The organism is Candidatus Accumulibacter phosphatis (assembly GCF_012939955.1).
Classification (GTDB): domain Bacteria; phylum Pseudomonadota; class Gammaproteobacteria; order Burkholderiales; family Rhodocyclaceae; genus Accumulibacter; species Accumulibacter delftensis.
In genome coordinates, this window is sequence record NZ_SPMY01000028.1 from 1 (window position 1) to 14,708 (window position 14,708).

The following is a 14,708-nucleotide window of genomic DNA, read 5'->3' on the forward strand; positions in this document are numbered from 1 at the left end:
ACTTTCATGATTTGGGGTGTCTCCACGTGTCATGACCGTTAATGTGAAAGTCGCGTATGCGACTCACGAAACTCCCTTCTCCTTGCGGGAGAAGGGCCGGGGGTGAGACGGGGAATTCCGGGCGCATGCGCCCAGCCCGTCGAACGATTCCGGCGTGCAAGCCGGAATGCGCACTGCAAGTGAGAGGGGGGGGCGGTCCTGACTTTCATGATCAGGGGTGTCTCGACATGCCATGACCGTTAGCTACCCGCCCCGCGCATCGTCGCTGCGCGGGGTAATTCTAGAGCGTTGTGTGAACGTCCCGGGCAGCAAGGGACAGTTGATCAAGGCGTTCCTCGACGCAAACGCATTGATTCAATGTCTGCAGCCACAAGGGGAGGCTGGGGCTTACGCTCTTCCAGTAGAGCGGGATCAGCAGACCGAAGCCTGCGCGTTTGTTGCGGAGCCTGGCGATGTTCAGTTCTTCCTGGCACTCAGGCGAGGCAAAATATGCCGGGCTGAGGATGGACACGACCTTTCGGCAGCTCTCGATGGCTCGATCGATGTCGTCCTGGTAGGACTTGCCTTTCTGGATCGAGTGGCGAAAATCGAACACCGTCGCCGCTTGGTCGATTGCCGCGAGTTCGCGCTTGAACGCGTCGGCGGCGTTTGCATTGTGGCTGCTGAAGCTCAGAAACACATCGTAGTATTGGGCAACTGGCGGCGGGGTGCTGAGGGATGAGCCGGGTGTCCGTAAGCCATGGCCGCCCTGGCCGACCTTTTCCATTAATGCCACCAATGCTGGCATGCGACCTTGATCGTGTTCGAAGATCATCAGCTCGGAGATGGGCAGGCCACGGCGCATCCATTGAATCGATGCATCCAGGAGCGAGCCCATCATCACCAGCGGTGACCAGCGTTGATCGCCCGAACTGAGAATGGGCATCGCTACGCGTCTATCCTCTCGATCGGACAGGAAGGGGAAAAGGCCGCGAAACAGCGCTCCCACCGCCTCGGGAGGGCTGCCGAGCTCGCGGGGCTCGAAGACAGCGAGACGCCGCGCGCCGCGCCATGCAGAGTGATCGGCGAGTTCGTGAGAGAGCCAGAAGCCGGATGTGTGGCGCAGATCGACGGCTTTGTGTCGCGCCAGTTCCGCCACCGACACACCACTTCTTTGTAGTGCGCCGATCAGCGATGTGGGAGTCGGGACATAATCGTCGGGAAAGGCGGAGGCGACGAGAAGATCGACCGCATCCTTGAATCCTAGCTCGGTGAGGTCGCCGTGAACGAGTGATATCACCCGCTCGGTTTGACCGTCAAACACCTTGATCGCATGTACTGTTTCCATCGCAGCCTCCGGGTTTCCTGTTGATCTGAATCGGCTCTGAATCAGATCTTTCACTAATCGACCACGGTGCCGTTGTCGCTGGCCGTTCCCGTTTCAGCTTTTTACGATACCGCAGACCCCTTGCTCAGCGCACTTATACGCGCGCCTCGTCGTGAGCGATCCTGATAACACTTATCGACTGACGGACTGCGGCTGAGTTCGCCGCACCGCCCTCGCCTGCGTAGGCGGCGACCATCAAGTGACATGGGTCCAGTGCGGGTGGATCGACGAGCTGGAGGTGAAAAGAGCGGCGCATGTCGGCAGCAAGAAGTGCTTGGGCGAGGGAGCGGGTGCTTGGGGTTTTCCCCTCTCCCGCAAGGGGCGAGGGGCTTTTTGTGTGGCGGGCGGGCGGGTGGTGCTGACGTGGCTTGCTCAGGCGGGCGCGACTTGGATCAGGAGTTTGCCGAAGTTGCGCCCTTCGAGGAGGCCGATGAAGGCTTGCGGAGCATTTTCCAGGCCATCGACGAGGTCTTCGCGGAACTTGATTTGGCCGGCTTTCAGCCAGGCGCTCATGGCGGTGAAGAACTCGCCGTAGCGATCGCCGTAGTCGTCAAAAATGATGAAGCCCTGCATCTTGATGCGTTTGACCAGGAGGGTGCGGGTGAGCTGGCCGAGGCGGTTCGGGCCGGTAGGCAGTGCCTGGTCGTTATAGTGGGCGATCAAGCCGCACAGGGGGGATGCGTGCGCGCACGTTGAGCAGTGGCAGCACGGCATCGAAAACCGCGCCGCCGACATTTTCGAAATAGATGTCGATGCCTTGCGGGCAGGCTTCGGCAAGCGCTTGTGGCAAGTTCTCGCCGTGGTGATCGATACAGGCGTCGAAGCCGAGTTCGTCGATCACGTAGCGACATTTCTCGCTGCCGCCAGCGATGCCAACGACACGGCAGCCCTTGAGTTTGGCAATCTGACCGACCACTGCGCCGACGGCACCACTCGCCGCAGCAACGACGACGGTCTCGCCCGGTTGCGGGCGGCCGATGTCGAGCAGGCCCATGTAGGCGGTGAAGCCGGGCATGCCAAGCACTCCCAGGGCCAGCGACGGTCGTGGCATGGCCGGATCGAGCCTGACCAGCCCGCGGCCATCGGAAAGTGCGTAGTCCTGCCAGCCGGAGTAGGCGAGAACCAGGTCGCCCGCGCGAAAGTCGGGATGCTGCGACGCTTCGACGTGTGCCACGGTGCCCCCCGGCATGGCTTCACCGATACCGACCGGCGCGGCGTAGGACGGTGCGTCGCTCATGCGGCCGCGCATGTAGGGATCGAGCGACAGGTAGAGCGTGCGCAGCAGCAGCTGGCCGTCGGCAGGCTGTGGGACTGGCGCTTCGTCGAGGCGGAAATTGTCGCTGCGCGGCGCGCCGACGGGGCGCGATTCGAGGACGATGCGCCGATTGCGGGCGCCGTTCTGGCCAACTGGCGTGTTCATTCACAGGGCTCCTTCGAGAATTTTCCGGCTCACCGCCAGGTCGATGTTGTGCTGCTCGCCGATGGCGGTCATGCCGTGCGCTTCGAGCTGGGCGAGCAGGGGAGGGATCGCTTCGCGCCCCAGGCCGTAAGCGGCGAGACGGGTGTTGACGCCGAGCGACTCGAAAAACTGCGCCGTACGCTCGATTGCTTCGTCGATGCGCTGCTTCTCGTCGCCTTCCGTGATCTGCCAGACGCGGGCCGCGTATTGCAGCAACTTGGCGCGCTTGTGCTCGCGCTGCACATTGAGCAGCGAAGGCAGGACGATGGCCAGCGTACGCGCGTGGTCGATGCCGTGCGCGACGGTCAACTCGTGGCCGATCATGTGCGTAGCCCAATCCTGCGGCACGCCGGCACCGATCAGCCCGTTCAGCGCCAGCGTGGCGACCCACATCAGGTTGGCCCGCACATCCGCATCTTCTGGCGTGGCCAGTGCCTGTGGTCCGATCTCGATCAGCGTCTGCAGCAGCCCCTCGGCGAAACGGTCCTGGGCCATGCCGCCAACCGGGTAGGTCAGATATTGCTCGACAATATGCACAAAAGGGTCGACGACGCCGTTGGCAATTTGCCGCGGCGGCAAGGTATAGGTTTTTGTCGGATCGAGAATCGAGAATTGCGGGAAGACGTGCGGGCTCATGAACGCCAGCTTGGCCTGCGTTTCGCGGCGCGTGATCACCGAGCCGCTGTTCATTTCCGAACCGGTCGCCGGCAAGGTCAGGACGCTGCCGAAGGGCAGGGCGCTGTCGACGTTCTGGCCGTGGCCGAGCAGGATTTCCCAGGGATCGGCAGGAAAGTTCACGGCCGCGGCGACGAACTTGGTCCCGTCGATCACCGAGCCGCCACCGACGGCGAGCAGGAAATCCAGTTTTTCACGCCGGATCTGCGCGACGGCGCGCATCAGGGTTTCATAGCTCGGATTCGGCTCGATGCCGCCGAACTCCTGCACCCGCCGCTCGCCGAGCGCTGCCCGGACCTCGTCGAGAGTACCGTTCTTCTCGGCGCTGCTCCCCCCATAAAGAATCAGCACGCGCGCGTCGCCGGGAACGAGGTCGGCCAGGCGGGGAATGCTTTCGCTGCCAAAGACAATTCTTGTCGGGTTGTGAAAGTCGAAATTGAGCAATTGTTTCTCCTGAATTAGACCGCTCGTCCAGTGGCCGCGGCGATGCCATCAGGCCAGGTTGAAAGGCGTGTGCCGCTACCGAGCCTGGCCTGAATTGGACCGTGTCGGCAGGCCAGCTTGTGTCCAGGCTTCCATGCCGCCGCGGTACCACAACACATTCCGGTAGCCCAGGTTGATAGCGCGCAAAGCCGCGTTGTAAGACATCCAGCAGTTCACGCCTTCGCAGTAGAGCACCAGTGGACGCGACTTGTCGCCATTGGCAATCGTCTGCAGATACTCACCAAACTCGCGCTGCGTATGGTCATTGAACGTGCCGCCTTGTGCTGCGGGCACCACGGAAATCGCATCCGGCAGCGCGGACTGAGCACCATAGACATCGAGTAGCAGTACACCGGACTGTTTGTCTTGCAGCAGTTTCCGCAACGCCTGCGTGGCAATGACCGACCCGCCGGCGATTTCCCTGGGCGTCGGACCGTGCAACTGATGACTGGGCTTGAGCTCTTTTGTTGGCGGGATTCCGAAGTCCTGAGTCTCATCGATCCCCGCGCGCGGCAAGTTGCCGGAGGAGGCCGTGGCGTCGCCAGGTCCACGGCCGGTTTCTGAACGAGTGGGCGCGACTGGCGCCGGCGCTTGCTCGCGCGGTGGTATGGGTGGACTATCGAAAGTGTTCTGGGCAGACGAGACAGCCGCATGCAGCGTCGTAACAGTGAACAGCAACATCCGCCAGGCAGAATACGTCTTGCTCGGTTTCATGGCAGGCGCTCCAGTTGAACACCGTTCGTCGGTGCGTAATTTGGGTTGTCGGTGGAAATATAGCGGCCGTCACCAACACGCCAAACGTAATCGTTATGGATGGTGGCACGCACCGGCGTGTTGCTGGCCGGGTCCTTGTAGGTGTTGTATTCGCCAATACCTTCCAGGGTGCGCCGCTGAATACGATCATCGGTTTCCTGAGTGCTTTTCCAGGTGTTGGAGTAGATCTGCGAGACCTCACTCAGTGTCTGTTGGCGAATCTGCGAGCGATCATTCGCACCCTTGAGATTGATTTGTGCCATTCGATCGTTATGCCATCTGGTGATGCCCATGGATTGCTCCCTGGCGATGCGATCGGAAGCCTCACGAGTCGCTTGCCCCCACCTATCAACCCATTGTTTTTTTGCTCGCATCGAGTTGCGCAGACGTTCGCCGAGAGCGAAATCCAACTGCCCGTCAGGCGCGTGCTGGGCGTAGATATTGGTGGTACCGGCGACGATGTTGCCCTGCATTTCCGAGAAACTGATGGTGGTGATCAAGGATTCGCGAAATTCTCGCCCATCCTGAGAATAGCCAATCAGCATTTGCCCGGCCTCATAGTGCACCCGGGCATCGCCCGGGCCTGGCGGGTTCTTCGGCATCGCCTCCACAAGGTCGGGACGATCACGGTACTGGAGAATCCTGGCGCGGCCAGCATGGCGCTGATTGACCACCATACCGAGATAGGCGCGCACCGAGTTGATAGGCATGGGTGCACAGGGGTTGAACTGGATTTCTGTGCCCTGCACCTGCCAGTTATATCCTGGCCGGATTTCGAATCCCTGCAGACCATCGCGCGAGGATGCCTGCCAACTCATGCGCATCATGTTGCCTACACACTGGCTGTTGCGGTCCCACGTAACGCCGCCACGCGTTACCCAGTCTTCCGGGATGCGCACGGTACCAACCTCCATCGGTTGATTGAATCCCTGGTTATCCATGATCGTGACCTCCTGCCATCCCTTGCCGACGGATTCTCGCTTCGCGCCTTGCGGGTCCACCGGACTGGCAACGCCGAAAGCAGCGCTGCTTTCGGCGCCGGCTTGCGTGGACACTGCGGCAAAAACCAGCGCTGTCGCGAGAAAAATAGAGCGTATGCGGTAGATGTTCATCAACATGCCTCCAGTAGCTGACAGCGAATAGTAAGTTGTATGCAATATCGTGAGGGGCTCGGGAGGTCGATCACTTGCCGGCAGGTCTTCTCGAACATCGCGACGCCCTTGCCATCGCCGGGCTTCTCCTCAGCAGTCTTGTGTGATTGTTACCCTTCAATATTCGCCTGCTCGCCGCTGATGCCGAAGACCTGTTGACGAAGCCGGAATAGTTCGTCGCGGGCAGCGGCGGCTTTCTCGAATTCGAGGTTCCTGGCGTATTCGAGCATCTCTTTCTCGATTCGCTTGAGTTCGCGCGCCAGTTGCTTCTCGCTCATGGCTTCGTAGTTGGCCTGTTGTTGCGCCGCCTTGAGTTCGCGGCGTGCGTCGTCGAGGTCGTAGACGCCGTCGATGATGTCGGTGATGCGCTTGCTGATGCCTTTCGGGACGATGCCGTGCTCTTCGTTGAAGGCGATCTGCTTGAGCCGCCGCCGTTCGGTTTCGGCGATGGCGCGGCTCATCGAGCCGGTAACCCGGTCGGCGTAGAGAATGGCGGTGCCGTTGATGTGCCGGGCGGCGCGGCCGATGGTCTGGATCAGTGAGCGTTCGGAGCGCAGGAAGCCCTCCTTGTCGGCGTCGAGAATGGCCACCAGCGAAACTTCCGGGATATCGAGACCTTCGCGCAGCAGGTTGATGCCGACCAGGACGTCGAACTTGCCGAGGCGCAGGTCGCGAATGATCTCGACGCGTTCGACGGTGTCGATGTCCGAATGCAGATAGCGGACGCGCACCTCGTGTTCGCTCAGGTACTCGGTGAGATCCTCCGACATGCGCTTGGTCAGCGTGGTCACCAGCACCCGCTCGCCGCGCCCGACGCGCAGGCGGATCTCGGAGAGCAGGTCGTCGATCTGGCTCGACGCCGGGCGAACGATGAGCACCGGGTCGATCAGGCCGGTCGGGCGCACGACCTGTTCGACGACCTGACCCTGATGTGTCTGTTCGTAGTCGGCCGGGGTCGCCGAAACGAAGATCGTCTGCCGTAGCAGGGCTTCGTACTCCTCGAACTTGAGCGGCCGGTTGTCGAGCGCCGAGGGCAGGCGAAAACCGTAGTTGACCAGGTTCTCCTTGCGCGAGCGGTCGCCCTTGAACATGCCGCCGACCTGGGGGGATGGCGACGTGCGATTCGTCGATGAACATCAGCGCGTCGGCTGCCAGGTAGTCGATCAGCGTCGGCGGCGGCTCGCCGGGCTGGCGCCCCGAGAGGTGCCGCGAGTAGTTCTCGATGCCCTTGCAGAAGCCGAGCTGGTCGAGCATTTCGAGATCGAAACGGGTGCGCTGCTCGATGCGCTGCGCCTCGACCAAGCGACCTTCGGCATGGAAGGAGGCAGTGCGCTCGGTGAGTTCGCGCTTGATCGCCTCGATGGCACGCAACACCGTGGCCCGCGGTGTCACATAGTGCGATGAGGGGAAGACCGTGAAACGCTTCAGCTTTCCCTGCAGATGGCCGGTCAGCGGGTCGAAGAGCTGCAGACCGTCGATTTCGTCGTCGAAGAGCGAAATGCGGATCGCCTGCTCGGCGTGCTCGGCGGGAAAAACGTCGATGACGTCGCCGCGAACACGAAAAATGCCACGGTGGAAGTCGGTCTCGTTGCGCTCGTACTGCATCTCGACCAGGCGCTTGATCACTTCGCGTTGATCGATGCGGTCGCCGACACGCATGGTGAGGATCATCTTGTGATATTCGTCACGGTCGCCGATGCCGTAGATGCACGACACAGTGGCGACGATCACGCAGTCGCGACGTTCGAGCAGGCTCTTGGTTGCCGACAGACGCATCTGCTCGATGTGCTCGTTGATCGACGAATCCTTCTCGATGAACAGGTCGCGCGCCGGAACGTAGGCCTCCGGCTGGTAGTAGTCGTAGTAGGAAACAAAGTACTCGACGGCGTTGTCGGGAAAAAACTCGCGAAACTCGGCGTAAAGCTGCGCGGCGAGCGTCTTGTTCGGCGCCAGAACCAGCGCCGGGCGGCCGCTGCGGGCAATGACGTTGGCCATGGTGTAGGTCTTGCCCGAGCCGGTGACGCCGAGCAGGGTCTGGAACGAGAGTCCGTCTGCCAGTCCGGCGAGCAATTGCTCGATCGCAGCGGGCTGGTCGCCGGCTGGCAGGAAGGGCTGATGGAGGAGGAAGGGACTGCCCGCGAAGCTGACCACGGGGTGCTTCTTTTCGGGCGAATGAAGGGCAGCTGACATGCTAGAATTTTACGTTGTTTCGGGACTGGCCAGCGTTGCGCGCGCCGCTTGGCCGAGTTGTCCGGAAACAAGTTTCTTTTTACGACGTTTCGTTTCTCCCTGAAGTCTGACGTCTCTTGACGCCTGCTGCGCGGGCTCGACCAAGAGAGGCGCAGCTCAGCAACCGGCCAACTTAGGAAACATCCATGACCGCCTCGCTTTTCGCCGCCGTTGAAATGGCTCCCCGCGACCCGATTCTCGGCCTCACCGAATCATTCAACGCCGACACCCGGTCGACCAAGGTCAACCTTGGCGTTGGTGTGTATTTCGACGACAACGGCAAAATCCCGCTGCTGGCGGCTGTCAAAGCGGCCGAGAAAGCACGCCTGGAAGCCATGCCCCCGCGCGGCTACCAGCCGATCGACGGTCTTGCGGCTTATAACCAGATTGTCCAGAAACTGCTCTTCGGCGCCGATTCGGCCCTGCTCGAAGCGGGCAAGGTAGCGACCATCGAAGCGCTCGGCGGCACCGGCGCCCTGAAGGTTGGTGCCGATTACCTGCGCCGACTGCTGCCCGCGGCCAGGGTTTACATCAGCGATCCGAGCTGGGAGAACCACCGCGCGATTTTCGAGTACGCCGGTTTCGAGGTCGACGCGTATCCCTACTATGACGAGGTGAGCCGTGGCGTCGATTTCGCCGCCATGAAGAGCGGCCTGAACAGCCTGCCGGCGGGTTCGATTGTCGTCCTGCACGCCTGCTGCCATAACCCGACCGGCGCCGACCTCAATCAGGCGCAGTGGCGCGAAGTGATCGACACGCTGAGCGCTCGCGGCCTGGTCGCCTTCCTCGACATGGCCTACCAGGGCTTCGCCGACGGCATCCGGGAAGACGCGCAGGTGCTGCAATTGTTTGCCGCATCGGGACTGCAATTCCTTGTTGCCAGCTCGTTTTCCAAGTCCTTCTCGCTCTACGGCGAACGGGTCGGCGCCTTGTCGGTGGTCACCGCCAGCCGCGATGAAACGGCGCGCGTCCTGTCGCAGGTCAAGCGGGTGGTTCGCGCCAACTACTCGAATCCGCCGACCCACGGCGGCGCCATTGTCGCGGCGGTGCTGGCCAGCGCCGAACTGCGCCAGATGTGGGAGGCCGAACTGGCCGAGATGCGCCAGCGCATCCTGGCCATGCGCGTCAGCCTGGTCGACAAGCTACAGGGCAGGGGCGTGAGCACCGACTTCTCCTTCGTCACCCGCCAGCGCGGCATGTTCTCCTACACCGGGCTCGATGTCGCGCAGGTTGACCGCATGCGCGACGAGTTCGGTATCTACGCGGTAGGCACCGGTCGCATCTGTCTGGCAGCGCTGAACACCCGCAATATCGACTACGTCGCCGACGCCATCGCCGCGGTTCTCTGACGCTTGCTCTGCGGCACGTGCAACGCCGGCGATGCCGGCGTTTTTTTTTAAGCGGCGCACGCGCATCACTCCTGCGTGTTCTCCAGCGCCTCGTTGCACGCCGTAGGGAAGCTATAGATTCCGGCTGGCGCGTGGGTTTTCGCGCTGCTCGCAGAATGGGGAATGCGGCAGCACACCAGCCCGCCCGTCATTGCGAGGAGGCGCAGCCAACGCGGCAATCCAGTTCCATCCTCTCACTATTTTTCCCGCCGCATTGACATCCTGACAACGCGAAAAGCCAAACCTCTGGATTGCCGCGTCGGCTTCGCCTCCTCGCAATGACCGAGGGTGGGAGATGCTTGCCGAAAGTCTCATCAAGAAGACAACACCACGCTAGTTGCTTTCCAGCAGCGGCGTCTTCAGCGAACCGCTGATCAAGATCGGAATGGTTGGATCGGCACGTCCCCGCATCTGCACGGCCATGCGGCCGCGCAATTGCAGATCGTTGTTCACCTCGATCTGACCGGTAGACTGCATCGTTCCTGCGTGCAGGAGCAGACGCGAGAATCGATAGCGCTCGGGGGTCAGGCTGATCGCACCGGTGAGTTGTTCGAAGCGGGTGGCGCCACCAAGCGTCGCCGGGTTGTCGGAAAAGCGGCGCACCGCCTCGGGAAGGTCGATACCTCCCAGGCTTCCCCTGTTTACCGTGAAGCTCCCCTGGGCGTAAATAGAGCGCGCGATGGTGGACCAGGTTTCGGAATTTGCCGAGAAGCGCAGATCGCCGGCAAGGTCACCGTCGAACTGTTCGCCGACTCCCAAAGCCGCGCCAAAACGCTTGGCGCTGATCCGTTCGAAGGCGATTTCGCCAGTAATTGCAGGCGGCCCGTCCCCGTGCAGAATGACTGTACCGCTGATGCGGCCGGAGAATATGCGTAAATCCATGTCCTTGATGACGAACCGTGGACCGTCAACATCTCCCGTGAAGCTGAAGGAGTCGAAGCGATACGGCGAATTCGGCGAGGGCCGCCAGGCACGCCCCTCCGCGGTGAGCGTCAACTGGGCGGCGGCTGGCTTGGCCTCGATCTGCAGGCTGCGGTCAGCAGACTTCAGCGACACTGACTCCAGCAGCCCATCCGCAGACAAGGCCAGCTCACCGCTCAAGTCGTCAAAGCCCAGCCCGGCGAAGCTGATGTTGGCATCGCTGATGGTTACGCGCTGCGCGCCAAATTTGGCAGACTCGCGAGCAGTGGCCGCGAACATTCGCGACAGGCCGGTCAGTGCTTTCGCCGACAGGTCGAGGTTGCGCAATTCCATTTCCGTGAAAGCGATTCTTGGTGAAAATAGCGTGCCGAGATCTGGCCGGAGGCGCAGTTCGGCGATTTGAATCAGCTCCTCGCCAGCGGCGTTTCCGACGCGCACGTTGGCGAGCAGCAAGCCAGGCCGTGGATAGATCGTGACCCGCATTTCTTCGATACTAATTTTCTGGCCGGTAGTCTCCGCGAGCGCGCTTTCCACCGTCGGGAGATATCGCGAATAGGGAAAAAAGAAGGCCGTCAAGACCAGCAAAGCGCTCAACAAAGCGCTGCCGAGCATTGTTGCCATCGGCCAGGTCATGGCTAAGCGACGGCCCTGGAGCGACTTCAGATCGGGTCCTTCACCCTCCCTGGCATCGTCCGTCCCGCCGCCCAGCAGCGCCTTTACGCGCGCGACAAAAGACGACGGCGCCTGCTCAACAATGTTCTCCGGCGGCGCTGTTGGCGCCGCCGAGACTTCCTCTTCCTTGTTGAAGAAGACAGTGCGCGACTCGGGACCGGGTACGGAATTTCTCGGCGGTAAGCTGGGTGCGAGCGGTGGCGATGAGGTTGCCGCGAGTGAAAACCGCTTGGGGCTTTCTTCCGGCGCAGGAATCAGCCGGGTTACTTCCGCATCCGGTAAAGAGTGACGACGGGGGGACCGTTCCGTTCTCTTGCCGAAGGTCGAAAATTCGGACAAGGGCTGGGCAGTCCTGGCCTTGATCTGTTGTGCCAGCCGGCGGCCACGCGTCCATACCGAGTCCTCCTCGACCCGCCGCTCGATGAAGCCATCGTTCTCGAGCTCAAGGAGCGCGCTCAGGGTGAGTTGTTGGTTGCCGGTCTTGTCGCACAGCTCGGCGACGGTCGCATTGCCGTCGACCAGAATCAGCACCATGCGAAGATTTCTCTGGACGACCCTCGTCCGCTGCAACATGGCCTCTTCGCCGGAGGTTGTCTTGGCGTAAATCAGCTCGTAGTCGATCTGGTCGGGGTCCATTTTCGCACTGGCGTCGTGCTCGGCAAGGAGCAACGGGGTTTTTCGGGTTTTTCGCACAATCGGCATTGTGCACTTAGTTGCGGTGCGCGGAAAGCCGGACATGCTTCTATGCTGCTTCCCGTGCCGCAATCGAGGCTTCGTCGCCCACGCTGGCCGTAGCGGGCGGCGGCCGACCGGCGGTCACGCGAAATACAGCAGCTAGGCCGCCAAGGCGAGATCCGAGCTGCATTCGGCAGCTTCACGGCCAATCACCACTTTGCCGCTCGCGAGAGTTGACGAGCCGCATTCCAATGGCTAGAATGCGCCCTCTCGTGTTCCTCGATAGCTCAGTTGGTAGAGCGTCGGACTGTTAATCCGTAGGTCCCTGGTTCGAGCCCAGGTCGGGGAGCCAGAAAATTCAAGCACTTAGCCAATCCTCCGGGGTTGGCTTTTTGCTTTCTGGCCTTCTGGTAAGCGTGTGGTAAGCGGATTCGAGCAATCCGAATCAGTCCCGCACGAGAAGCCAGTGAGTGCGCTACTCGCTCGGCTTCTTGCCTGTCGGTGTCGGAGAGGGTTTGCTGTTCGAGTCCGAATTCTTCTGGTGCCGTTGTATCGCTCTCGATAAAAGGGTCTGCGCCACTAGGCTCTTGATTTCCTCGTCCGTCGCCGTCTTCGAGCCAAGCTGGTTCTTTGCTTGCGGCTTCTCCATAAAGTCCCTCCTGCTCCTTGTCGTATCCTGCTCGTACGTTGTCGCGTTGCGCGAGACTTCTCGCCTCGCAGGGGCCGTATCTTCGGTTTTGCGAAGATAGGAGGGCCATCTTATCCTGTAGCAACGAGATGCCCGCGACTTACAAACTCCCAAGACGGGCTACACGCTTCGGCCGCTGCCTATTCCGTCGCCGGCTCAGCGATTCGTGCAGCGTTGGCACTGACCAGCGACACAACCACGGACAGTCCTTGCACAGCCTTGCCTGCAACGCGCTGTAGAATGGCGTCGGCGATGCTGACTTCGCCCGGGCCGACCGGCCGATCCTTCCACATCCCAAGATGCCGCCCTTGCAGTTCCAGAGCCCGCAGCGCCGCCGCATGACTGGCCATCAAGACGTTGCCGCCTTTGTCTGCCGTCATGCTCATGGTGCTCTGTTTGACGGCTTCGAGGTCGGCCAGCACCTTGTCTTGTGTGATGCCTGTACGTTGCGCGCGGGCGTTCATCCGTTCGGTGATTGCTTTCTGAACTGTAGTTTTCTGCAGTAGCTGATAGCCGATCTCTGACGCTCGCCGGGGACTGTACCCTGCGCGAATCGCTGCTTTGGTCGCGACCAAGTCACAGAGATACTCGTCAACGAAACGACTTTGCCTTGGCGTCATTGCATCTCCCTTCTCACGGTCGCAACACTACCGTCGCTCGCTCGGTCTTGCGCCACCAGCCAATCGCGGTAGGCCCACAAACTACCAAACTCGGCCATCACCGCCGCACGAGTCGTTCCTGCCCTTTCAAACGCCCGGTCGAGTTCCCAGCCAACGTCATTGCTTTGCCGATATTGCTCCAACTTCGTCAAACGACGTTGCAACAGGCTCATAGCTTGATGTCCTGTTCGGACAGAAGAATCACGCGGCTTGGTCGTCGGTGAGTGCCGGCCAAGGCCTCGACCCTTGATCTTGCCATGAAGTCGTCTTCGGATTCGTCGGCTTGCCGGTCCACAACTTTGTCGCCGATGATCGCTCGGACAACCTCGCCGGAGTCTGCCCGCACGATTCGCCTGAAGATGAGCGTGACGCCGTTTGCCTCGGGATGTGCCGCCGCTTCCAACTTGGTTATGCGACGTGCCAGACTGGCGCTCATTATGCCGCTTCCCGTTCAGCGATGTGTGCTTCCACCGCCTTGCCGTCCGCGTCGATTTCCACGACACCACCGCCAGAAATCAGCCGAACGCGAGACGCTACCCGCATGGTGCCCGGCTCGATCATGTGAATGACGAAGTCGAGATCTTCGTAAGTACAAATCGAACGTTCCAGCCTCCTGACCCGTTTCTGCAATGCGTTCATTTGGCTGCTTCAAGTGCGGTGAGACGTGCTTCAAACTCTTGAGTCTCAAGCGCCTTGCGGCGCGCCTCGACGATACCGACCAAGGTCGCTGCCTCGCCGGGCAGGATGTCGCCGGCCGCCACCGCCTGCAAGATGGCCGCCTGAGCTTGAGCGACGCCATCAGCAGAACCTGTATCCGGTAGGCTCAGGAAGATCGGGCGCTCCTTTGCGGGTGGCACCAGCCGTTCGAGTACCAGTCTGGCCGCGCTCATGTCTCCCTGCTTGGCCATTTCGACGATCTTCTTTGCGATGGCGTCGGCGCCTTCCTCCATGGCTGCCAATGCAACTAGCGTCATGCGGTTCCTGCTGCCTGCTGGTCTGCCCTTGGGATTCCCCGATTGACCGGGTTTCCAGCCAGGGCGTAGATTTTCAGTTTTCGTCTTGTCGCTCATTCGTTGTACCCCGACGGTGTTTTTTCAGTGCGCTGCTTGTCTTTTGTGACACTCACGAAACCATATCGCCGGCCAATCTCGGCCCAAGCTCGTTGTGCAGAAAGGCGCGCTGGTTCCGACTTTTCAAGACGTGTCAGGATCGCCAGCAGCGCCCGTAGGGAAGCATTCTGCTCATCGCCAATGGCGTCGATGGCGGCCCGCCTGTCGCGCGTCCGCTGAGCGCGTTTGCGCTCGCTGTCACTCATCGGCCGTTCACCCTTGGGTGGTCTGCCACGTTTCGTGACTGTCACAAAGTTGTCAGACATCGCTTCCTCTTTTGTTGCGTGACTGTCACAATAATATCAGATCGACGCCGGTTCGGCACGGCTACCGCGAAGAGCGCGTCACCGTTGACGATCACCAGTCTTCCCTATCACGACCGAGTGAAGCCGTTTGTCAATCAATCCACATACGGTTGCCCGTTCGTTCACTCTCACAGAGTCCTGTCCCGAAAAATGCCTTACGATTGCAACTTCCCCG

General features: G+C 61.1%; 12 protein-coding genes, 1 tRNA gene and 2 pseudogenes. 2 read left to right on the forward strand and 13 right to left on the reverse strand.

Annotated features, from left to right (window positions below; all coding sequences use genetic code 11):
* Positions 1–280: 280 nt before the first annotated feature.
* From E4Q23_RS10745 to uvrB, 6 genes and pseudogenes are all read right to left on the reverse strand, one after another.
* Entirely contained in the window at positions 281–1,327 is a 1,047-nt protein-coding gene (locus E4Q23_RS10745) for a toll/interleukin-1 receptor domain-containing protein (RefSeq protein ID WP_169066636.1), read from the reverse strand.
* Between the two features lie 411 nt (positions 1,328–1,738).
* Positions 1,739–2,786 (reverse strand): annotated as a pseudogene (locus E4Q23_RS10750) (NADP-dependent oxidoreductase).
* Positions 2,787–3,944 (reverse strand): iron-containing alcohol dehydrogenase, encoded by a 1,158-nt coding sequence (locus E4Q23_RS10755; RefSeq protein WP_169066637.1) that lies wholly within the window; start codon positions 3,942–3,944, stop codon positions 2,787–2,789.
* A gap of 75 nt (positions 3,945–4,019) precedes the next feature.
* Positions 4,020–4,697 carry a rhodanese-like domain-containing protein gene (locus E4Q23_RS10760; protein ID WP_169066638.1) on the reverse strand — a complete coding sequence of 226 codons (678 nt, stop codon included), beginning with the start codon at positions 4,695–4,697 and terminating at the stop codon, positions 4,020–4,022.
* On the reverse strand, positions 4,694–5,848 hold the full coding sequence (locus E4Q23_RS10765) for a hypothetical protein (RefSeq protein WP_169066639.1): 1,155 nt from the start codon (positions 5,846–5,848) through the stop codon (positions 4,694–4,696). Before E4Q23_RS10765 ends, E4Q23_RS10760 begins: the two co-directional genes overlap by 4 nt.
* A 149-nt stretch (positions 5,849–5,997) precedes the next feature.
* A pseudogene (gene uvrB / locus E4Q23_RS10770) lies at positions 5,998–8,077 on the reverse strand (excinuclease ABC subunit UvrB).
* 185 nt (positions 8,078–8,262) lie between these two features.
* On the opposite strand from uvrB, the gene E4Q23_RS10775 reads away from it, so the two are divergent.
* Positions 8,263–9,465, forward strand: a complete 1,203-nt coding sequence (locus E4Q23_RS10775) for an aromatic amino acid transaminase (protein WP_169066640.1) — start codon at positions 8,263–8,265, stop codon at positions 9,463–9,465.
* 372 nt (positions 9,466–9,837) lie between these two features.
* Here E4Q23_RS10775 and E4Q23_RS10780 read toward each other — a convergent pair whose 3' ends face one another.
* A complete protein-coding gene (locus E4Q23_RS10780) occupies positions 9,838–11,766 on the reverse strand; it encodes an AsmA-like C-terminal region-containing protein (protein ID WP_169066641.1) in 1,929 nt (642 codons plus the stop codon).
* A gap of 282 nt (positions 11,767–12,048) precedes the next feature.
* Between E4Q23_RS10780 and E4Q23_RS10785 the strand changes: the two genes are divergently transcribed.
* Positions 12,049–12,124 (forward strand) — tRNA-Asn (locus tag E4Q23_RS10785).
* Positions 12,125–12,600: 476 nt separating this feature from the next.
* On the opposite strand, the gene E4Q23_RS10790 is transcribed toward E4Q23_RS10785, so the two are convergent.
* The 6 genes from E4Q23_RS10790 to E4Q23_RS10815 are packed head-to-tail and all read right to left on the reverse strand — an operon-like array spanning position 12,601 to position 14,494.
* A complete protein-coding gene (locus E4Q23_RS10790; RefSeq protein ID WP_169066642.1) occupies positions 12,601–13,080 on the reverse strand; it encodes a terminase small subunit in 480 nt (159 codons plus the stop codon).
* Positions 13,077–13,292 (reverse strand): hypothetical protein, encoded by a 216-nt coding sequence (locus tag E4Q23_RS10795; protein ID WP_169066643.1) that lies wholly within the window; start codon positions 13,290–13,292, stop codon positions 13,077–13,079. The genes E4Q23_RS10790 and E4Q23_RS10795 overlap by 4 nt, the downstream gene beginning before the upstream one ends.
* The gene (locus E4Q23_RS10800) at positions 13,289–13,555 is read right to left on the reverse strand and encodes a hypothetical protein (protein ID WP_169066644.1); all 267 of its coding nucleotides are present in this window, start codon (positions 13,553–13,555) and stop codon (positions 13,289–13,291) included. The genes E4Q23_RS10795 and E4Q23_RS10800 overlap by 4 nt, the downstream gene beginning before the upstream one ends.
* Positions 13,555–13,758 carry a hypothetical protein gene (locus E4Q23_RS10805; protein ID WP_169066645.1) on the reverse strand — a complete coding sequence of 68 codons (204 nt, stop codon included), beginning with the start codon at positions 13,756–13,758 and terminating at the stop codon, positions 13,555–13,557. Before E4Q23_RS10805 ends, E4Q23_RS10800 begins: the two co-directional genes overlap by 1 nt.
* On the reverse strand, positions 13,755–14,189 hold the full coding sequence (locus tag E4Q23_RS10810; protein WP_169066646.1) for a DUF5681 domain-containing protein: 435 nt from the start codon (positions 14,187–14,189) through the stop codon (positions 13,755–13,757). Before E4Q23_RS10810 ends, E4Q23_RS10805 begins: the two co-directional genes overlap by 4 nt.
* Positions 14,186–14,494: a hypothetical protein gene (locus E4Q23_RS10815; RefSeq protein WP_211203721.1), complete on the reverse strand. Its 309-nt coding sequence runs from the start codon at positions 14,492–14,494 to the stop codon at positions 14,186–14,188. The genes E4Q23_RS10810 and E4Q23_RS10815 overlap by 4 nt, the downstream gene beginning before the upstream one ends.
* Positions 14,495–14,708: the final 214 nt, after the last annotated feature.